The sequence below is a fragment of the Chelatococcus asaccharovorans genome (assembly GCF_003201475.1).
Lineage (GTDB): Bacteria > Pseudomonadota > Alphaproteobacteria > Rhizobiales > Beijerinckiaceae > Chelatococcus > Chelatococcus asaccharovorans.
This window is the reverse complement of sequence record NZ_QJJK01000010.1, coordinates 108,460-128,588: the sequence shown is the minus strand read 5'-3', so window position 1 is coordinate 128,588 and position 20,129 is coordinate 108,460. Positions and strand designations below refer to the sequence as shown.

13 protein-coding genes are annotated in these 20,129 nt (G+C 65.2%); 3 read left to right on the top strand and 10 right to left on the bottom strand.

The genetic code is table 11. From position 1 onward, the window contains the following. The first annotated feature begins 41 nt into the window (after positions 1-41). Entirely contained in the window at positions 42-1,796 is a 1,755-nt protein-coding gene (locus tag C7450_RS22855; protein ID WP_110376779.1) for a metallophosphoesterase family protein, read from the top strand. Here C7450_RS22855 and C7450_RS22850 read toward each other — a convergent pair. The 10 genes from C7450_RS22850 to C7450_RS22800 form a co-directional block, all read right to left on the bottom strand. Next, positions 1,786-2,847: an AI-2E family transporter gene (locus C7450_RS22850; protein WP_110376778.1), complete on the bottom strand. Its 1,062-nt coding sequence runs from the start codon at positions 2,845-2,847 to the stop codon at positions 1,786-1,788. The genes C7450_RS22855 and C7450_RS22850 overlap by 11 nt on opposite strands. A 64-nt stretch (positions 2,848-2,911) precedes the next feature. Continuing rightward, complete coding sequence (locus C7450_RS22845; protein ID WP_110376777.1) at positions 2,912-3,979, bottom strand: patatin-like phospholipase family protein; 1,068 nt, start codon at positions 3,977-3,979, stop codon at positions 2,912-2,914. A gap of 36 nt (positions 3,980-4,015) precedes the next feature. Then, positions 4,016-5,752, bottom strand: a complete 1,737-nt coding sequence (locus tag C7450_RS22840; RefSeq protein ID WP_110376776.1) for a hypothetical protein — start codon at positions 5,750-5,752, stop codon at positions 4,016-4,018. A 76-nt stretch (positions 5,753-5,828) separates the two neighbouring features. Continuing rightward, positions 5,829-7,400, bottom strand: a complete 1,572-nt coding sequence (locus tag C7450_RS22835; RefSeq protein WP_170147378.1) for a leucyl aminopeptidase — start codon at positions 7,398-7,400, stop codon at positions 5,829-5,831. A 127-nt stretch (positions 7,401-7,527) separates the two neighbouring features. After that, a complete protein-coding gene (locus C7450_RS22830) occupies positions 7,528-8,628 on the bottom strand; it encodes an efflux RND transporter periplasmic adaptor subunit (protein ID WP_245450064.1) in 1,101 nt (366 codons plus the stop codon). Positions 8,629-8,693: 65 nt separating this feature from the next. Further along, entirely contained in the window at positions 8,694-11,783 is a 3,090-nt protein-coding gene (locus C7450_RS22825; protein ID WP_110376773.1) for an efflux RND transporter permease subunit, read from the bottom strand. Next, positions 11,780-12,877, bottom strand: coding sequence for an efflux RND transporter periplasmic adaptor subunit (locus tag C7450_RS22820; protein ID WP_110376772.1), 1,098 nt, complete (start codon positions 12,875-12,877; stop codon positions 11,780-11,782). Before C7450_RS22820 ends, C7450_RS22825 begins: the two co-directional genes overlap by 4 nt. Positions 12,878-13,241: 364 nt before the next feature. Beyond that, the gene (locus C7450_RS22810) at positions 13,242-14,441 is read right to left on the bottom strand and encodes an MFS transporter (RefSeq protein WP_170147377.1); all 1,200 of its coding nucleotides are present in this window, start codon (positions 14,439-14,441) and stop codon (positions 13,242-13,244) included. 19 nt (positions 14,442-14,460) lie between these two features. Next, entirely contained in the window at positions 14,461-15,567 is a 1,107-nt protein-coding gene (locus C7450_RS22805; protein ID WP_170147376.1) for a helix-turn-helix transcriptional regulator, read from the bottom strand. Positions 15,568-15,752: 185 nt separating this feature from the next. Next, positions 15,753-16,901 (bottom strand): alpha/beta hydrolase, encoded by a 1,149-nt coding sequence (locus C7450_RS22800; RefSeq protein WP_110376768.1) that lies wholly within the window; start codon positions 16,899-16,901, stop codon positions 15,753-15,755. A 390-nt stretch (positions 16,902-17,291) separates the two neighbouring features. Between C7450_RS22800 and C7450_RS22795 the strand changes: the two genes are divergently transcribed. Both C7450_RS22795 and C7450_RS22790 read left to right on the top strand, forming a co-directional pair. After that, complete coding sequence (locus C7450_RS22795) at positions 17,292-18,842, top strand: AbgT family transporter (protein WP_110376767.1); 1,551 nt, start codon at positions 17,292-17,294, stop codon at positions 18,840-18,842. A 45-nt stretch (positions 18,843-18,887) separates the two neighbouring features. Then, positions 18,888-20,099 carry a M20/M25/M40 family metallo-hydrolase gene (locus C7450_RS22790; protein ID WP_110376766.1) on the top strand — a complete coding sequence of 404 codons (1,212 nt, stop codon included), beginning with the start codon at positions 18,888-18,890 and terminating at the stop codon, positions 20,097-20,099. Positions 20,100-20,129 lie beyond the last annotated feature (30 nt).

Sequence of the window (20,129 nt, the reverse complement as noted above, 5' to 3'; positions counted from 1 at the left end):
GGATGCTGATGAAGATGCGCCGCGCGGCGGGTACCTGACCCATGCGACCGATCATTGAGCCGCGCGCCGGCGATGCCGAGGATGATGTCTGCAGCACCAAGAAGCGGTCGCTGCTTGCCGTCGCGGGAAGTCTGCTTGGGGAAATCAACATCCCCAAACTGGCGTTGGCCTGGGTCATCCTGGCGCTGATCCCCGGCGTCCTGCTGGGTCTCGTGCCGCTTATCGCCACGGCGTGGTTCGCCTCCGTGTCGGGCCGCGTCTATGCGATTGCGGGCATCGGGTCGTTGATGCTTCTGGCTCTGTTTGCGGCGATCGGGTGGTATGCCTTTCGCCCGCTCTTTCGCATCGCCGAGCGGAACTTTTGGTCCTTGAATTCTCTTGTGGTGCAGCCGGGTTACGCCTTATGTCGCGAGGGGTTGCGCCATCTGGCCGAGCGTTTCCTGACGACTGGCGCGGGCGAGACCAAACGCGCCTATCTCCGGGCGACAACCGCCATCGGGGCGGGGCTTCTTGCCTGCGGCATTGCCTCCGCAATCGCCTTGACCGCGTGGCCGCATACCCGCTGGTCCGGTGGCATGGCCGATCTCGCCGATCCCCTGCGATTGATCGTTCCCGCCCTCGCGAACACGATCTCCGTCATGGCGGGCTATCTGGCGGTGGCTTCGTTGGCCTGGGGGCTGGCCGACGGCCTGATGGATCAGCCGCGGGATCTGGCGCAGTTCGATGACGCGCCGGCGACCGCGCGCAGATGGCGGGTCGCGCATCTCTCGGACATCCACGTCGTCGGCGAGCGCTATGGCTTCCGGATCGAGAGTGGCCGCGCCGGCCCGCGGGGCAATGAGCGCCTTCATCAGGTGTTCGCAAGGCTGGATGCCATCCATGCGCGCGAGCCGCTGGATCTCCTGCTGATCACGGGCGATATGACCGATGCGGGGCGCTCGGCCGAATGGGCGGAGTTCCTCGACGTGGTGGCAGCTTATCCCGCGCTGGCGGAACGCTGCTATATCCTGCCCGGAAACCACGACGTGAATATCGTCGATCGTGCCAACCCGGCGCGGCTCGAACTGCCGACCAGCCCGGGCAAGCGCTTGCGGGAGATGCGGGCGCTGTCGGCCATGGCCGGCATGCAGGGGGACCGCGTGCATGTCGTGGATTGGGAAGGGAAGCGCATCGGTCCCAGCCTGACACAGGCGCTGGAGCCTCACCGCAAGACCATCGCGGCCTTCGCCGATGCCGGCAGCCTGCGCCTGTCGCTCGGGCTTGGGGACATCTGGGACAGGGCTTTCCCGATGGTCCTGCCGCCGACGGAGGAGGAGGGTCTCGGGCTCGTCCTTCTCAACTCCAACGCGGAGACGCATTTCTCCTTCACCAATGCGCTGGGCCTGGTGGGTGAGGAGGACATGCGGGCCATGCTCGCGGTCATCGCGCAATTTCCAAAGGCATGCTGGATCGTCGCGCTGCATCACCATCCGGTGGAATATCCGCAGCCCGCCAAGGCGTTTTCCGAGCGGATAGGCACGGCGCTGATCAACGGCAGCCTGTTCCTGCGCAAGCTCAAGCCGCACGGCCACAGGATCGTTGCGATGCACGGTCACCGTCACATCGACTGGATCGGGCGGTGCGGCCCGTTGAAGATCATCTCCGCGCCATCGCCCGTCATGGAGGCGACGGACAGCGAGCCGACGCATTTCTATATCCACACGCTCGCGGCGGCCGATGGCGGGCTTGCCCTGCTCGCGCCGCAGCGGATCGATATGGAGCCGAGCCCGGCCGACGCGGCCGGGCTCACGTCCTGATGGCTGAGCTTTCGACGGCCGGACGCTTGTCCTTTTCAGGCGAACCGAGCAGTTCTGCGAGCCAGAGGCTCGCGGGGTGCTGCGCGCAGAACGTCAGCAGGGCGATGGTGATCGGCACGCCGATGAAGGCGCCGAAGATGCCCCAGAGATAGCTCCAGAAGAAGACCGAGAACAGCACGACCGCCGGGGAGACCGACAGGGCATTGCCCGCGACGCGCGGTTCGATATAGCTGCCGACGACGAACTGGATGAGATTGAGGCAGGCAAAGACCGCGAAGACGGCCTGCCAGGATTCGAAATGCGCCATTGCGAACAGGGTCGGGAACACGGTCGCCACAAGGGGGCCGAGGAAGGGGATATAGTTCAGCGAGAAGGCGATGAAGCCCCACTCCTCGGCAAGCTGGAGACCGACGACCTTGGCGAAGGCAAAGACGAGCAGGCCGGTGATCACGCTCATGGCCGTCCTCACCAGCATGTAGCGGCGAATCTTGCTGGCGGTCTGCGTGCTGCCGACAAGAAGAACGTTGCTGACCTCACGGTTGCGCATGCTCCGCAGCTTCTGTCCGAAATCATCGACTTCCAGGAGGCCGAGGATGACGTAGACGAGCACGACCAGCCAGAAACTCATCGTCGTATTGAGCCGGCCGGTGATGGTCTGGGCGGTGCGCAGGATCCAGCTGACGTTGAAATTCTCGGACCACGCCCCCGCGACCGCCACGCCGTGCCCTTCCAGCCACAGGGTGATCTGGTCGTAGAAGGCCTGAAAGCGCGCCGCGTCGCTGACGATCCAGCGTCCCACGCGGCCGAAGGCCCAGACGATCATCGAGCCGAAGGCGAAGAACACCACCACCATGACGATGACGCTGATGGCAAGAGCCAGCAGCTTCGGTAGAAAGCCCTGCAACGCCTTCTGCAGGGGCCAGACGAGGGCGATGATGAAGAGCGCGAAGGCAACCGGGGCGAAGACCGAGCTGGCGATGGACAGCGCGGCGACGGCCAGGATGATTGCGATCAGCACGAGGGCGCTCTGATGGATCTTGCCGGTGGTCATCGAAATTCCTGGTGGGGGGCTGGTCTGAAGGGGGACAGCATCGAGATGCTCATGGCTGGCTATATCAGACCCCTTCGGTCAATTCGTCGAGGTCGAGTGTCGAAACTTTGCCTATAGCGTCCCGGTGCTGCCGATAGAAGGCCTCCGCGGCCCGTCTCCCCTCGTCGTGGAGCATGGTCAGGAATTCCCACTCGGCATTGAGCTTCGAGGAATAGCCCAACTCGGCCATGGCGTCGCTGGTGATGCGGTGAATGCGCATGCCGGCCCAGCGCGCGCCCTCGCCACTCTCGGGGTTGGCCTTCTGCCGCAGGAGCGCCATCATCCGCAGCTCTTTCAGCAAGACCGCGTTGAAGGAGACCTCGTTGAGGCGGTTCAGGATGTCACGCGCCGTGCGCGGCGTGCCGGGACGTTCAACGGGATTGATCTGGACGAGAATGGTGTCCAGCGCGTCGCTCTCCTTGATCAGCGGCGTCATCGTCGGGTTGCCGGAATAACCGCCGTCCCAGTAGCTTTCGCCATCGATTTCGACCGCCTGAAACAGGGTCGGCAGACAGGCGGAAGCGAGCAGGACCTCAGGCGTGATCTCGGTGTTGCGAAACACGCGCCCGCGGCCTGTGCGCACGTTGGTCGCGGTGATGAAGAGCTTGATCGGGCTCTTCGCAAGTCCATCGAAATCGATGACGTCGGACAGGATATCGGTCAGCGGGTTGTTGCCGGCAGGATTGAGGCTGTAGGGCGAAACCACCCGCGACATCATGTCCATCGCAACGAACAGCGGCGAGTTGTCGAGCGTCCAGCGTCCCAGGAGGATATCGAGGGGGCTGCGCTGGAAGGGGCTGAAACGCGCCGCTTCCGACACCTTCTGCCAGAACAGGTGCAGGGCATCTCGCGCGCCCTGGCGTCCGCCGGTGATATAGCCGGACGCCAGGACCGCTGCATTCATGGCGCCCGCCGAGGTTCCCGAAATCGCGTTGATCTCCAGCCAGTCCTCTTCGAGGATCCGGTCGAGCACGCCCCAGGTGAAGGCACCGTGGGCGCCGCCACCCTGGAGCGCGAGATCGATGGTCAGGGGCGCGGGCTTGCCCGCGTTGCCGGGCTGGTCCGCTTCAGCCGATCGGGGAGCATGGGTCACGTCGTTCCATCCTGGTTGCAAGGTGAAGCCCTCTCGTCATGGCGACTTCACCAATCCTGAAAAGCCGGCGACTGCCAGCAGGCTGAGCGCCCAGCCGATGATCGACTGGAAGTAGAAGTAGTTGATGGCGACAAGGCCGCCCGGTACCAGCGGATTGGGACGCCAGAATGCCTTCTGGCCCATGTCGAGGACGGGGAGCAGTGTATCGAGCGAATACATCGACGGATTGAAATCCGGGTAGCTCGACGCTTCCCAACGCTGGCGGAAGCAGCCGAGCTGGCTTTGCCCCGGCTCCGCCAGTCCCTGCGTTTGCTGTGTCGCCAGCAGCGAGCGCTGCTCGGTGCGTGGAACGCCGCATAGGGTCCATTCGGGAGACCGCAGGACGACGGCGCTGTTGGGCATGATCGCGCCGCGATGCTCGGCATAGGTGAACACGGCGACACCGAGAGCCCAGAAAAGGAGAAGCCAGACGAAGGCCAGCAGCGGCTGCCGGCCATAGGCAAGCGTGATGCCGAGAATGCCGTCGGTGGCGCCAAGCAGGGCGCGCAAGGCGCGGTTGTGCGCGCGTTGCCGCCGTGCGCGCCGCTGCAGGCGCTCCTTGACGACGAGCACGGCGCGGGCATCCTCGCCATGACCCATTTCGCGGAAGACGCTCGCCAGCTGCTCATAGGGCTGCGGCCAGAAATCCTCGCCCCAGCGTTCGGGCGCCTGCCGCGCGAGCCAGTCGAGCCGGCTTTTGGCATCGACGGGCCCGTCGATGAAGGCGCCGTAGCGGCAACGATTGAGTAGAAGATTGCCGCTCTCGGGCCAGGACGGCACATCGTCGTGGATGGTGCCGATCGAGGCCCCGGTCAACGCCAGAACACCGAATATGCCCGCCTCGCGGCGCAGAAAGAACGCCCCTTTGACCGTGGCCCGGCTCAATTCCAGCCCCATGCCGTCCGGATTGCGGAGGCTCGCACCGGAGCAATCGACGTCGCCGTCGATCGCCGACGCCGTCAGGCGCATTTCGCCCTCGATGCGGGCGCTGCGCAGGACCACGCTGCCGTTGGTCTCGATCGCGCTGGCATCGATTGCGCTCCCTTCGGCAGAGGCGATGCTGGCGCCGGCACAGTCGAAATCGGCAGAGAGCAGCGCGCTCGAGAGATTGACCCCGCCACGGATGGTCGCGCCGCGCAGGAGCACGTTTCGGACCTCGAGGCTCGATGCGAGCAACGCATAGCCGCCGGGGGAGCGCAGGGTCGCGCCGTCGCATTCGAGGTTTCCGCCGAAACGCGACTGCGCGACGTTGACGGCGCCGTTGATCTCGGCGCCGCGCAGGTAGATGCCCCCGCGCGCCTCGAGCCGCTCGGCCTGAAGGCCCGGGAGCCGGGAGCCGTCGAGGAAAAGGCGGTTGATGATCGCAGCCCGCAGGATGGGCGCCAATTCGAAATGGCAGTCGTTCAGCCCGATATCGCGGAAGACGCGGCAGGCTTCGAGATCGAGGACGTCGGTGATCCAGGCGCCGCTGATTCGGACACCTTTCTCATGCGGCCGGCATCCCGGTTCGCCGCCGAGCATGAGGAAACGCAGGAAGGGCGCGCGAATGACGCGCGTCGGATCGGCGTGCTCCGGACGTGAACCGTCGCCCAGCCGGTCGAAATCGCCGCTGAGAAGTCGGGCGACCACCTCCGCTTCCGCCGGCAGCAGCGGCTGAAAATCGCGCAAATGCATCGTTGCGTTGGCCCATTGGGCCTGTTCCGCTTCGTCGCCGAGGCTCCATTCGGTTGTCATGGAAACGCGGCATCGGATGAGCCCGACGCGGCGACCGTCAGCCGCACGTCTGGCGGGGCGACATCTGTCATAGGGCTCATCGATGTGGCTCCATCGTTGCAAGCGAAGGCGCGGAATGACCCGATGCTGCCGCATCGGCAGCGCGGCTGATCAGAAACTCTGCGAGCAACGGGACAGGCCGGCCGGTCGAAGCCTTCGACCCGTCAGAGATCGAGGCCCTACGGGAGATGTCGATATGCGCCCACGGATAGGCTTTGGCAAAACGTGCAAGGAAACAAGCCGCGGTTGTCCCATCCCCGGTGCGGCCGCCGAGATTGCCGGTGCCACTGACGCGGCTGTCGGGTTGGCCACATTCGTCGTTCCAAAGGGGCAGCTGCCAGGTCCGGTCCCCGGACATCCCCGCGCACCGCATGAGCTCGGCCGCCAACGCGTCGTTGTTGGAGAACAAGCCGCTGGCATGTGGGCCGAGGGCTGCGGCACAGTCGTCAGTCAGCGCTGCAACATCGACGACGCAGGCCGGCAGAAAGCGTTCGGCATAGGTCAGAAGATCGCAGAGGAGGAGGCAGTCTTCCTCCTCCCGCGAGCGGATCTCGATCATCTGGCCGGACAAGCACCGCACGCAGTAACCGGACCTGCTGTCTGGGCCGTCGATCGTCGTCTCGGCCGCGGCGACCAGCCCGATCACGTTGATGGGCAGGCTGAGCCGCGCGACCGTGCGCATGGCGCCGAGCACACCGCCGAGGCCGCTCACGTTGGCGTGCATCGCGTCGGCGCCGGCTTCCCCCGGCACGGGCGGGGTGCTGGCTCTATCGAAGGTGATGCCCTCGCCGATGAGCACGATCGGCCTGCCACGCCCTCTGCGCGCATTGGATTGCATCACGATGAGCCTGCAGGAATTGGCGGCTGCCTTCCCGACCTCAAGAAGTGTCCCCATCCCGAGCGCCGCGATGTCCTGTCGCTCGAGCACCTCGACCTCTAGCCCGAAGGCTTTACCCATCTCCGTGGCTGTCTTGGCGAGAAAAGCCGGCGTGCAGATATCGCCCGGCAGATTGCCGAGATCCCTGGCCAGGCTGACGCCTTCCGCAACGGCAATACCCTGGCGCAGAGCGCCGATGAGTTCAGCCGTGAGGGTCTGCGGAACGAGCAGCATGATGCTGTGCTTGGCCCGGTGACGCCCTCTTCGGCCTTCTCGGACATCTGGTCGCCTGAAGCTGTCGCCGCCATCGGCCAGGAGCTGCGCGGCGTGCTGGATCCGCCAGTTCAACGAGCGCTCAGGGACCGGATGCTCCGGGAGGGTCACCACGGCATCCGAAACCACGCTGTCCGCGATAAAGCGCGCCGTTGCCGCGAGCGCCAGCCTGTAAGAGCGTTCTGAAAAGTCAGCAAAAGGACCAAGGCCGACCAGCAAGATGCGGTTGGCGGCAGAGCCCGGAAGGTGATCGAGCAGCAGCATCGCTGCGGGCGTCACGCCGAGCGCGCCGCGTGCCAGGACCTGCGACAGCCTCCCGCCGGTTCGCGCGTCGAGTCGAAGCGCGGTGCCGGTCAGTGGGCCCTCAGGGAATACGCCGAGAACGAGCAATCCCGTCTTCAGCCGTTCCGCATCGCCGACCGCGGGGGTGATTTCCAGGGAGTGTTTCCACGTGGGCATCATCGCATCGCTTGGCTCAGAAGGGGCGAACCCTTCGGGTCCGCTTGGCTCAGAAGGGGCGAACCCTTCGGGATGGCCGGCGCCCGAACAGCGGCCTCCGCCTGCCGCGGAGCAATCGGTCCGCAGCTCAGGAAGGAGGTATGGCGGGACGGCTGGCCGGTCGGGCCGCGGCGGAGCGCGCAGGGTCCGGCGTCACCGGCAGCGGGCGCACGCGCTGGCCGGGGTGGAGTGCCTGAATGCCCCCGGAGACGATGATCTCCCCCGGTTCAAGTCCCTGTGAAACGATGACGTCATCCGGATCGAAGCGCAGGATATCGACGTTGCGCAAGGAGACCGTCGACGAGGCGGGATCGACGATCCAGACCGCGGGCGACTGGCCTTGCTGCGTCAGGGCACTGGCCGGGATGGTGATGATAGCCGCCGTCGAGACTTCGAGCGTTCCAACCACGGTGGCGCCGAGCTGCATGGCCGCCGGTGGATCGATCAGGCCGACCTTGACCGTGAAGGTTCGCGTCACGGGATCGGCCTGTGGCGACACCTCGCGGATGCGGCCGAGCGCGGTCACGGTCGGGGCATCCGCCAGCGCGACGCGGATCGTACTGTCGCCGACCTGGGTTTCCAACAAGCGGGCGGGCACGTTGAAGACCGCATCCCGGCCGTCCTCGCGCGCCAGCTGGATCACGACCTGGCCGGGCTGCACGACCTCGCCGGGCTCGATGGTGCGCGCCGTCACGATCCCTGCGATGCCGGCCCGCAACTCGGTGAAACCCAGCCGGTCCTGCGCCAGCTCGAGTTGCGCCTCGGCATTCTCGAGCTGGGCCTGGGCGGTCTCCTCAGCCTTCAGGGCCTGATCGAAGCGTGGCCGGGTCGTGAACCCCTGGGCCATGAGGCGCTCCTGGCGCTCGAACATGTTGCGCGCGGTGTTGACCTCGCCCCGGGCCGCCTGTAGCGCGGCCTTCGCCGCGGTGAGTTCATTGCGTTCCAGGGTCGGATCCAGGCGGGCGACGACCTGGCCGGCGGCAACCCGATCGCCAACATTGACCTGCCGCTCGATCACGCGGCCGCCGATGCGGAACGCGAGCCCCACATTCTTCTCGGCCTGGATCTCACCGCTGAGCTTGATATCGCTGGACAGCTTGCCGGCTTCCACCGTGACGACGCGGACCGGCCGCCCTTCGGAAGGAGCCACCGCCTCATCCTGGCAGGCGGCAAGCGTCAGGATGAGCATGGCTGCCATCGTGAGGCGCAGGCCCGGGGCTCGGGGGAAGCGGAGCTGCCTTCTTGAATGTGGGATCATTGCGCAGATACTCCCGCGGTGGCCGTCGTCGGCGCCTCGGTCCCCGTTCGCGCGGATGCGCCGCGGTTGAAGACGGTGACATAGAGCACCGGCAAGAGGATGAGCGTGAGCACCGTCGCGACCAATAGCCCGCCCATGATGGCGAAAGCCATCGGGCCCCAGAATACGGTCGGAGCGATGGGGATCATGCCGAGCACCGTCGAGATCGCGGTCAGCATGATCGGCCGGAACCGCGTGCTGCTGGCGTCGAGGGCCGCATCGACAATGGTCTTGCCGGTCGCGCGTTCGGCCTCGATCTGGCCCACCAGAATCACCGCATTCTTTGTGATGATGCCGATCAGGGCGAGAATGCCGAGGAGCGCGACGAAGCCCAGCGGTTTACCCGCGATCAAGAGCGCTCCGACGACGCCGATGAGACCGAGCGGCGCGATGGTGAGCACGATCCCCAGCAGCCGGAAGCTCCTGAGCTGAGCCATCAGGACCGTCAGCATGATCAGCAGCATCACGGGAACGACCGCGATGACGGAGGCCTGCGACTTGGCGCTTTCCTCGACGGTTCCGCCAACGGCGATGCTGTAGTCGGGCGGCAGCGTCTTGTTCAAGGCATCGATGGACGGCTGCAGGGCGGAGACCACGGTTTCCGGCAGGATGCCGGGCGCGACGTCCGCAGCGACGGTGAGATTGGGCACGCGGTCGCGTCGCCAGATCAGCGGGGCATCCAGCCCGTAATCGAAGGCGACGAATTGCGACAGGGGTGCCGACCGGCCACCGGGCAGGGCCACCTGCATGGTCCTCAGCGTCTCCAGCGAAACGCGGTCGGCGTCCTGGGCCCGCACCACGACGTCGACGAGGTAGATGTCGTCGCGCACCTGCGTCACGACCGTGCCCGATACAACGGCGTTGAGGGCCGTCGCCAGCGCCTGGGAACTGAGGCCGAGGCGACGCGCCTCGTCCTGATCGACCCGCAGGCGCAATTCGCGCGCGGGCTCGATCCAGTCGAAATTGACCTGCCTGGCATTGGGATCCGCGGCGACGGCCTGCGCGACCTTCATCGCGATCGACCGCACTTCGGAGAGGTCCGGCCCGCTCACCCGATACTGCACCGGCCATCCGACCGGCGGCCCGAGTTCAAGCGGGTAGACGCGTGACACGACGTTGGGAAAGTCGTTGGCCAGCATCTTCTCAAGCTTGGCCTGCAGCCTTTCACGGGCGGGCACGTCCTTGGCGACGATCACGGCCTGGCTGAAGAAGTCGTTGGGGAGCTGGGCGTTCAAAGGCAGATAGAAGCGGATGGCGCCACGTCCCACATAGGTGCTCCAGCGCTCGATATCCGGATCGCCCTTCAAGGCCGCGTCGAACCGGCTCACGAGCGCTTCGCTGGCATAGATCGATGCATTCTGCGGAAGGGTCAGGTCGACGAGCAGTTCAGGCCGGTCCGAGGCCGGAAAGAACTGTCGCGGCACCAGCGGCAGCGCCAGCACCGACAGGGCGAACAGTCCAAGCGTCACGGCGATCGTTATCCAGCGCAGTTTGATCGCGCCGGACAACATCTGCCGGAAGGTCCGCTCCACCCGTCCGGGGGGCGCTTTCGCTGCATCGGCCTTCGGGGCCTTCAGCATGGCGACGCCGAGCACCGGCGCAAAGATGATCGCGACGAACCAGGACACCACCAGCGCGATGCTGACGACCGCGAACAGCGTGAAGGTATATTCGCCGGCGGAACTCGCCGCGAAGCCGATCGGCACGAATCCGGCGATCGTCACAAGAGTTCCCGCCAGCATCGCCATCGCGTATTTCTTGAAGGCGTAGGTCGCGGCCTTGGTCTTCTCGTCACCGGCCGCGAGGCGGGTCACCATCGCGTCGGTGGTCGTCATGGCGTCGTCGACGAGAAGGGCGAGCGCGATGATGAGCGCCCCGAGCGAGATGCGCTGCATGTCGATGCCGGCCACCAGCATCACGGCGAAGACGACGGCGAGGGTCAGCGGGATCGACAGCGCGACGACGAGGCCGGGGCGAACGCCGAGGCTGATGAAGCTCACCGCCATGATGATGGCGATCGACTGCCACAGCGAGGTCATGAAATCATCGATGGCGTGATCGACCGTCACCGCCTGGTCGGCAACGAGCCGGGGCTCGATGCCGAGCGGCAGGTTGGCGGTGATGTCAGCCATGGCCGTCTTGATGTTCCGGCCCAGAGCCAGGATGTCGCCACCGTCGCGCATCGCGATACCGAGACCGATCGCCTCCTGTCCGTTGACGCGGAACATCGGTTGCGGCGGATCGGCATGGCCGCGCCGTATCGTGGCGATGTCGGCGAGACGGACCATGCGGTCGCCCACCGGGAAATTGACATTGAGCAGGTCGGCTTCCGACTGGAAGGCGCCGGAGACGCGCAGCGAGAGCTTCTCGTCCGCTGTCTGGATGACGCCGGCGGGGCGGACGATGTTCTGGCTCTGCAGCGCCGCCAGCAGCGTACTGCGATCGATGCCGAGATTGGCGAGCTCCCTGACCGAGAATTCGACGAAGATGCGCTCGTCCTGCGCACCGATGATCTCGATCTTCGACACGTCCGGGACGAGCAGCAGGCGCGACCGGATCGCCTCCACGTGGTCGCGCAGTTCGCGGCCGGTGAAGCCGTCCGCGGTGAAGCCGTAGATGATGCCGAAGGTATCGCCGAAGCGGTCGTTGAAGAACGGCCCGACCGTGCCCGCGGGCAGGGTATGGCGCATGTCGGCGACCAGGTTGCGAACGCGGTACCAGGTGTCCTGGACGTCGCGGGCCGGCACCGATTCCTTCAATTCCACGAAGATCGTCGTCACGCCCGGCGTCGTATAGCTGCGCACGGTATCGAGGCCCGGCGTCTCCTCGAGCTGGCGTTCGAGACGCTCGGTGACCTGCGTCAGCGTGTCTTCCATCGTCGCGCCCGGCCAGGCGGCGGATACGACCATCGACTTGATGACGAACGACGGGTCCTCGTTGCGGCCGAGCTTCATGAAGGCCAGCACGCCGGCGGCCACGGCGATGATCATGAGATAGATCACGACCGAACGGCTCTTGAGCGCCCATTCCGAAAGGTTGAAAGTCATCGTGTTTCCGCCCCGGTCAGCCGGACCTGCTGGCCGTCCTGCAAAAGATTTGCGCCGGCCGTGACGACGATGTCGCCAAGCGCCAGACCCTTCCCGATCAAAGCCGTGGCCGGGTCGGTGCTCAGCACGTCGAGGCTACGCATGGAAACGGTCAGCTTCTGAGGGTCGACCACCCAGACGCCTAAGTCTTGCCCCCGGTGGACCAGGGCGGTCGATGGAATGGCGAGAACCGAGGCCTCGCTCCCGCGCAGCATGCCCGAGACCGTCGTTCCGAGCCGGAAGGCGGGAGGCGGATCGGACAGGCCGACCCAGACCCGGAAGGTTCGCGTGACGGGGTCGGCTTGCGGCGCGACCTCGCGCACGCGGCCGACGGCCGTCACGGTCCGGTCGCTGGAGAGCGCAACCTGCATGGGCATATTGGGAGAAAGGGTGCGCACGACATCGGCCGGCACCTCGAAGACCGCATCGCGGCCGTCCCGTCTGGCGAGTTGCACGATCATGCGTCCCGGCGTCACGACCTCGCCCGGCTCGGCCCCGACCTCGGTCACCACACCCGGCGCGTCGGCCGTCAGGACCGTAAAACCGACCACATCTTCCGCGGACTGGAGGCGCGCCATCGCCGAATCGACCTGGGCCTGTGCGGCGGTTCGTGCCTGTTCCGCGATCTCGAAATCCGCGCGGGTGGTCACATTGCGCGCGAGCAGATGGCTCTGGCGCTGATACTGGTTCTCCGCTTTGCGCATGAGACCCTGGGCGGCGGCGAGGGCGGCCCGGGCCGAGCGCAACGCATTGAGCTCATTCTCCGGATCGAGGCGGGCGACGACGTCGCCCGCGGTCACGGTCGCGCCAACGCCGACATTGCGTTCCGCCATGCGTCCGCCGATGCGGAACGACAGGGCGGCGCTGTCCTTGGCCTCGATATGACCGGTGAAGATCATGTCGGCGGCCTCGGGTGGCTTTTCGACGGTGATGGTGCGCACCTTTCGAACCGCCGGGGGCGCCTCGGCTTCCTCGCGCTGGCACGCTGCCGTCCCAAGGGTGATGGCGACGAGAATCATGGCCGGAAGGAAACGCTCTTTGCCGCGCGCACTCATGCCAGAGACCCACGCCGTGTGGTGCTGGCGCGCCGCAACATCCTTGCGCCGACATATCGATGCATAAGGAATAGCTTTCCCTGCAAGCCGTGCGGTCCCATCATGTCGTTCCCCGAGAGCCACAAGAAAAAGACCGTCGGATCTTTGAGCAAGTCCGTCTGGTGCGGATCGGCTCCGTTCGAAAACAGACGAGCCGATTCATCGACTTGGATGGGAAGGAACGATTCCATCCACGCCGGATTTGCGCGAGGTGCAGGTCAAGGTTCATCACGCCGAACGTCCCAGGTGGCTGGAGGACGCTAGCAATAGTCCCGTAGAGGGGGATGAGCTCAGAATCCCAAATCTTCGCTGCCTATCCCAATCTTCAGACCGGCGGCGCGGCCTCACCCCCCATGGCGAGCGGCAGCGGCGCCCTCTTCCTGAGGCTGAGGACGACCGGAAGGAATAGGAGAAAGCCTGCGGCCGAGATGGCCGCCATCAGGTCATAGATCTGCTCGCCCCACGACCCGTAGAGGTAGCCGGCGAGGCTCGTGAGACCCGCCATGAGGCCGGCCCATGAGGCCGCCAGCCAAGTTTGAGCCTGCGCCAGCATTCGCGGAGGCGCAAGCCTGGCGACCAGAAAGACGCTGCTGAGATGGGTCGCGCCGAAGGTCAGGCCATGCAGCATCTGCAGGAGGAAGATAAAGGCGAGGTCAAGGTTCGCTGCCATTCCCAGCCAGCGCAGCGTCGCCGCCGCCGCACCGGCGGCAAGCAGGACCGCCGCGCCCGTCGAGCTGCGGGCTGCATAGCCCACCAGGCCGAAGAACGTGATCTCGGATAGAACGCCGGCCGCCCAGAGCCCGCCCATGGCGCCGCCGGAAAAGCCGAGGCTTTGCCAGTGCATCGTGCTGAAACCATAGATCGCGGCATGGCTTGCCTGGACAAGCGCCGCGCCGGCTATGGTCAGTGCCAGCAGAAGAGGCTGTCCGGGTTGTCCATCGGCTCCAACAACAGTTGTCGCCACCGCCTTGGGCAGACGCATCGCCGCAACCGCCATGGCGGCCAGCGCCGTCACCACGGCCGAGATGAACAGCATCTGGACGATGGTGGATACGGGAAGCCAGTCGAGCATCAAGCCGGCGGTGAGATTGGCCAGGGCAAAGCCTGCCGACCCCCACAGGCGGATGCGCCCATAGCGCAATATGGCGGATCGATGCTCCTTGAGGTTGCGCAGGGCCACCGTGTCCGTCAATGCGATCAGCGGCCCCTGGGCAAGGGCGATCGCGATTACCGTAAGGAGGATGGGCAGGAAACCCCTGGCAAAGGCCAGGACGCCCGTTCCCAGAGCGACGGCGACAGAGCAGACGACGAGCGCGGTTGATATCCGTTGGCTCCGGTCAGCGAGCGCGCCGACGAGAGGGTTGGCGACGACGCGGGTGAGCAACGGGGCGGCGAGGATAATCCCGATCGCCTCGCTGTCCAGCGATTGAGCCTTGAGCCAAAGCGGAAAGAACGGCAGGTTGATGCCGAGTTCGAAAAACAGGGCCGCGTAGAGAAACGAGAGGCGCCCGGTCGCCCGCATCATGTCGAAGGTCGCACGTCGGTCAGCTCTCCCATCTCGGCATTCGACCGATTGATGAGGGGGGGTGCTGATCCCCTGTTCCGACACCCGCGGGCGAGGAGGTGTCATCGTCAGTGGCCTTGTCGCCGGCCAAGACGTCAAAGGGCGCAGCGCCGTGGCGGGCGATGCTGCGCTCGCGCACTTCGCTGGGGCTGTAGCCAAATTCGCGCCGGAAGGCCCTGCTGAAGGTGGAATGATCGGTGAAGCCCACCTCATTGCCGATAATGTGGATTGGCAAGGCATCGCGTGGGGCAGCAAGGCGGCGGTGCGCTTCCTGCAGTCGCTCGCGGTTGATGAAATGGGCGACGCCGCCAGTCTGTTCGAAAAGCCGATAGAGTTTTGATCGGGACATGGCCATCAGCCGGGCCAGTTGATCGGGGTTGAACTCCGGCGACGCCATGTTCTGGCGAACGGCGATACGGATCCGGCCAATGAGCAGGTCGCTCAGCGACATCCTCTCGGCATCGCCATGCGGCCTGCGTGACGTGATGCAGGCGGCCACGAGGGAGCGCGTCGCCACAGCGAGCCCCTGGGCATGCTCCGCCGAAATATGGGGCAAGTGCTGGGCGAGGCTTTCCATATGGCCAGCAAGTATGGCGCCCAGTTCCGGGTTGATCTCCAGGCCGTGCGCCCTCTCGAAATCTTCGCGTTCGTCCCGGCAGAAGTCTCTCGGCAGGAAGAGCGTCAATACTTCCGTATCCCGTGCCTTTCCCTCGAAGGGCATGGCAAGTGAGCGGAAGCTGAGGTGGGCCGGGGACCTGAAATCGGGATAGGCGCTGCCGCGCCCACGCTCATGGGCCAGTACGACGCACCAATGATCCAGGAAGGACTTCGGCCGATGCAGCCAATGGCGTTCGGGCGCGTTGGTGTAGAATGTCCTGGTCAGGACGATGTCGCCGAAGGTCCAGGATGAGAAGTCGGCTTCGAACGGTCCGGACGACTCGGATGTCGGCAGAAGATCGATCGTGTCGGAGAGCATGGAGCGCCACGCACCGAACTGATCCTGAACCGGAAGTTCGCCGGTTGAGAAATGCCGAACGAAGACGCCTCCGGCGGCGGCGCCCGAACTGGGGTGAGAGAAAGTCGCCACGCCATCTTCCTTCCACCTGCGCTGCACCATTCTGGATGCATGTGCGAACGGTAATAGCCGAATCCAACGATGACAAGCAAATGTGCCGCCACTGAAATCTAGGCAGGTGCCCGATAGGGTTGTAACCTGTATTCGCGTTGTGACGTGTGGGCGGAGTTCTCAATTCTGTGACAGTTTCTCCCAACCTAACGTTGGGTGGCTGTGTCAAAGATCCGTATAGGCGCGGTGATAAGGAGGCTGGCCGCGGAGCCGACTGCGTCCGCAGTCATCAAGGGGGACGACAGATCGGAATCGGTGATGACCTGCCCCTGCAGCAACCTGTCCCCGATCAGGCGGACCGCCTCTGGGCTCGCGGCGTAGAGGTCGTGGTTGATCCGGTCGCCGGCATTGATGGCGCTGAGATCGATGACGGTAATTCCCGAGAGGCCTGCCAGCTGCTGCTGGTAATCTTCGCGTGACGGGTCGATGCCGCCCAGGCGTGTCGCGCCGCGGGAGATGAAACGCGAGAGCTGCAAGGCCCTGTCATGTTGTGCGACAAACAGCGTCACCTGTGGACGGTGGGGTCCCATGTCCTCGATCTGTCGGCGAAACACGCCGATGTCGAGATCGGGCGAGGCCAGGATGAGATTCTTGATCTTGCGCGGGACACCGCCGCGCTCGAGAGCCAGTTGACGGACCGCCTCCACCGCAGGCCAGCTTCCCATGGAATGGGCGAGAATGACGATCTCGCCGACCGACGGGCTGCTGGCGGCGACCTTAAGCAGATAGGCGAGATCAGAGCGCGAATAGGACGCATTGTCGAAGTCGCGGCTGTAGTCGAGCAGACGGCCGCGCGACGGCCATGAAAACAGCACCGGAGCCGCATCGGCGTCAGCGTCGTAGGTCAATTGGGCGAACCGGAAGACCGCGCGATCGAAGGGTGTGTTGAAGCCATGCACGAAGACGAATACCCGCCGCTTCCGGCCGCTCGTCGTCTTGAACCAGCCGGCCAGATGAGACTTGGCGATGGGCGTTGCGGAGAGAACGGCGAAATCCGTCTCGGGATTGCCCGGGACCGTTCGCGGCAGCTGGATGGTGCCGACCTGACGATCCCGGGGTATCGAGACGACGATATTTGCGAATGACACCGTGTCGCCGCGGTCTCCGCTGAAGAGCACGCCGGGATCCAGGGAGGGGGCCCGGGTCGTTGCCGCCAGCATATCGACCCGCTCCGTGCCCGGAACGGGCTTGACCGGCTGCAGCATGCCGCGCGGCACCGAGGTGCAGGCATTCAAGCCGAGCGCAAGCGCAAGCCAGAGGATCCTCCCGCGCCATGGAGACAACGCGGCCGGCATTACGCGCTGGCTCCGCGGCTGACACGCCAAACGATCACCGAAGCGGTTGCAGGGGGACCGGACCGACAGGCGCGTGCTGGGTGATGTTCTGTGCCGGGCATCGGTCTCACGTCGGCATTCTCGGGCTGTCAGTATCGGATCACAGAACCTGCGGAGGCCGAACGAACATAGAGAACCGCCTGGTTCGCAGCAAGCTGGGGAGCGTCCGGTCGATGCCGAGGACGACGGCGCCAACTTTGGGACAGGAAGCCCAAGAATTGGGATTCTGTGCGGATGCCCAATCTGCACTGCGAACTAAGTTTCCCAGGGTTGGCGATGTGGGCGTGAGCCCGATGGCGTGCCTGCGTTCTGCCCTGCCGGGGCGAAAACATTGACGCGGGGAGGGGCAAGATGACGATCGAGAGTGCCGCACCAAAGACGGCGATGCAGAGATTTCTCGATGCGGTCGAGAAGGTGGGGAACATGGTTCCTCATCCCGTTGTGATCTTTCTCATCCTCATCGGCATCGTCATGGTGCTCTCGGCCGTGCTCAGCCTGTTCGGCGCGGCGATTACCTTCGAGCGCATCAATCCCGAAACGCACAAGGTCGAGATGGCCTCCACGGCCATACGCAGCCTGCTCAATATCGAAGGGATCCGCTTCATCTATGTGTCGCTGATCCCGAATTTCATGAGCTTCACCGCGGTGGGGCTCATGATCGTCGCGATGATCGGCGCCGGTGTCGCGGAGGAATCCGGCCTTGTCACCGCCCTGATCCGGAAGCTCGTCATCGTTTCACCCCGCTGGGCGTTGACCTACATCCTGTCCTTCGTGGGCATTCTCGCGAGCATCGCGGCGGACGCCGGTTATCTCGTCTTGATCCCGCTCGCCGGCATCGCCTATCTGGCCGTCGGGCGGCACCCATTGGCCGGCCTTGCCCTTGGCTTTGCGGCCGTCGCCGGGGCGTTCACGGTCAATATGCTGATCAAGCCGCTCGATGCGGTGCTCGTCGAATTCACCAATGACGCAGCCCATCTCGTCGATCCCAGCCGCTCGATCGGCCTTGCATCGAATCTGTGGTTCTCCATCGCTTCGGTGCTGTTCCTGACGGTGGTCATCGCCTTCATTACCGACCGCGTGATCGCACCGCGTCTCGGCACCTATGATCCGAAGCTGGCCGCGGAGGGGACGACGACCGAACAGGGGTCCGAACTGGCTGCCCACGAGTCGCGCGGGCTGCGTTTCGCCGGCTTTGGGCTGCTGGCGCTGATCGCCGTCTTCTGCCTGCTGACGCTGCCGTCCGGGGCCCCGCTGCGCAATCCCGACAGCGGCGAACTGATCGGCAATTCGCCCTTCATGAACGGCCTGATCGCCTTGATCATGCTGATGTTCCTGGTGACGGGCTGGGCCTATGGCATCGGCGCGGGCACCCTGAAAACCCTGCCGGAAGTGATCGCGGCGATCGAGAAATCGATCAAGAGCCTCGGCGGCACGATCTTCCTGTTCTTTGTCCTGAGCCAGTTCGTCGCCTATTTCACTTATACGAATATCGGCACGGTGATGGCGCTCAGCCTGTCGAGCGCCCTGCAGGCGGCCAATATCGGCGCATTGCCGCTGCTGCTCGGCTTTATCGTGGTCGTCGCGATCATCGATCTGCTGCTCACCGGCGCCATCGCGAAATGGGCGATTTTTGCGCCGGTTTTCGTGCCCTTGCTGATGAAGCTCGGGGTCGAGCCCGAGGCCGTACTTGCGGCCTATCGTGTCGGTGACTCGCCGATGAACGCGATCACGCCGCTCAATGCCTATTTCGCGCTCGTTGTCGGCTTCGTCCAGAAATACGACCGGAATGCCGGCGTCGGCACGGTCGTGTCCCTCATGCTCCCCTATGTCGTCTGGATGTTCGTGTTGTGGACCGCGCTCTTCGCGCTCTGGAAGATGCTCGGCTTGCCCTGGGGGCTGTGACGGGCGGTCGCGCGCAACGGAACACGGCAATTTTCACCTGATTGGATGGACATCATGAAGAGCCCCGCCATTCCCCTCGACGTCGAAGCCGCGGTCGATCATCTGATGCGCTTTCTTGCGGTTGAAGGCGTAACCGGGCAGGAGGCCAATATCGCCGCAGCCGTCAGCGACGCCTTGAAGAAGGCCGGCGTGCCGGCGGAGGCCATCCGCTTTGACGACGTCAACACGCGCATCCCGCTCCCGACCGAGACCGGCAACCTCATCGTCGATCTGCCCGGTACGCGGCCAGGGCCGCGCCTGTTGTTCTCGACGCATCTCGACACGGTACCCCTCTGCGCCGGGGCCAAGCCCCGCCGCGAGGGGGATCGCATCGTCTCCGACGGCACCACCGCGCTGGGTGGCGACGCGCGAACCGGCGTGGCCCTGCTTGTCGTGCTGGCCGAGACACTCATCAAGAACAAGCTCCCCCATCCGCCGATCACGCTGCTCTTCACGGTCCGCGAGGAAAGCGGCCTGCATGGCGCGCGTGAGCTCAATCCGGCCGATCTCGGCGGCGCGGTCATGTGCGTCAACGTCGATGGCCAGCTTGCCTCGGAGCTGATCGTCGGGGCCGTCGGCCAGGAGAACTGGGAGGTCGAAATCAAGGGGCGGGCGTCGCATGCCGGCGTCGCGCCCGACAAGGGCATCTCAGCGACCCTCGTCGGCGCGCTCGCCCTGGCCGAGGTCAAGGCGGAGGGCTGGTTCGGCAAGGTCGTCAAGGACGATGGCCGCGGCACCAGCAATATCGGCATCTTCGGCGGCAAGGACGGCAAGGCGGCCGGCGACGCGACCAATGTCGTGACGGACTATGCCTTCCTCAAGGGCGAGGCGCGCAGCCCCGAGCTGAGCTTCGCCTCCAAGATCGTCGACGCCTACGAGGCGGCTTTCGCCAAGGCCAAGGCCGCAGTGACGGATCACGCGGGCGACACCGCGGACGTGGCCTTCCGCCGCGCGGTTTCCTATCCGCCCTTCGAACTCGGCCAGGATACAGCGGTGGTGAAGCGTGCAGCGAAAGCGCTCGCGCTTCTCGGCATCGAACCGACCTATCTGTTCTCCAACGGGGGCCTCGACGCCAACTGGCTGGATAAGCACGGGGTTCCGACGATCACCATCGGGGCCGGCCAGGCCGAGATCCACACGATCAAGGAATATGTCAATCTCAGTGAGTATGAGAAGGGTTGCCGCCTCGGTGTCCTGATGGCGACCCTGGACGAGTGATCACTGGCCTGAACGTTCGCATTCCTCATG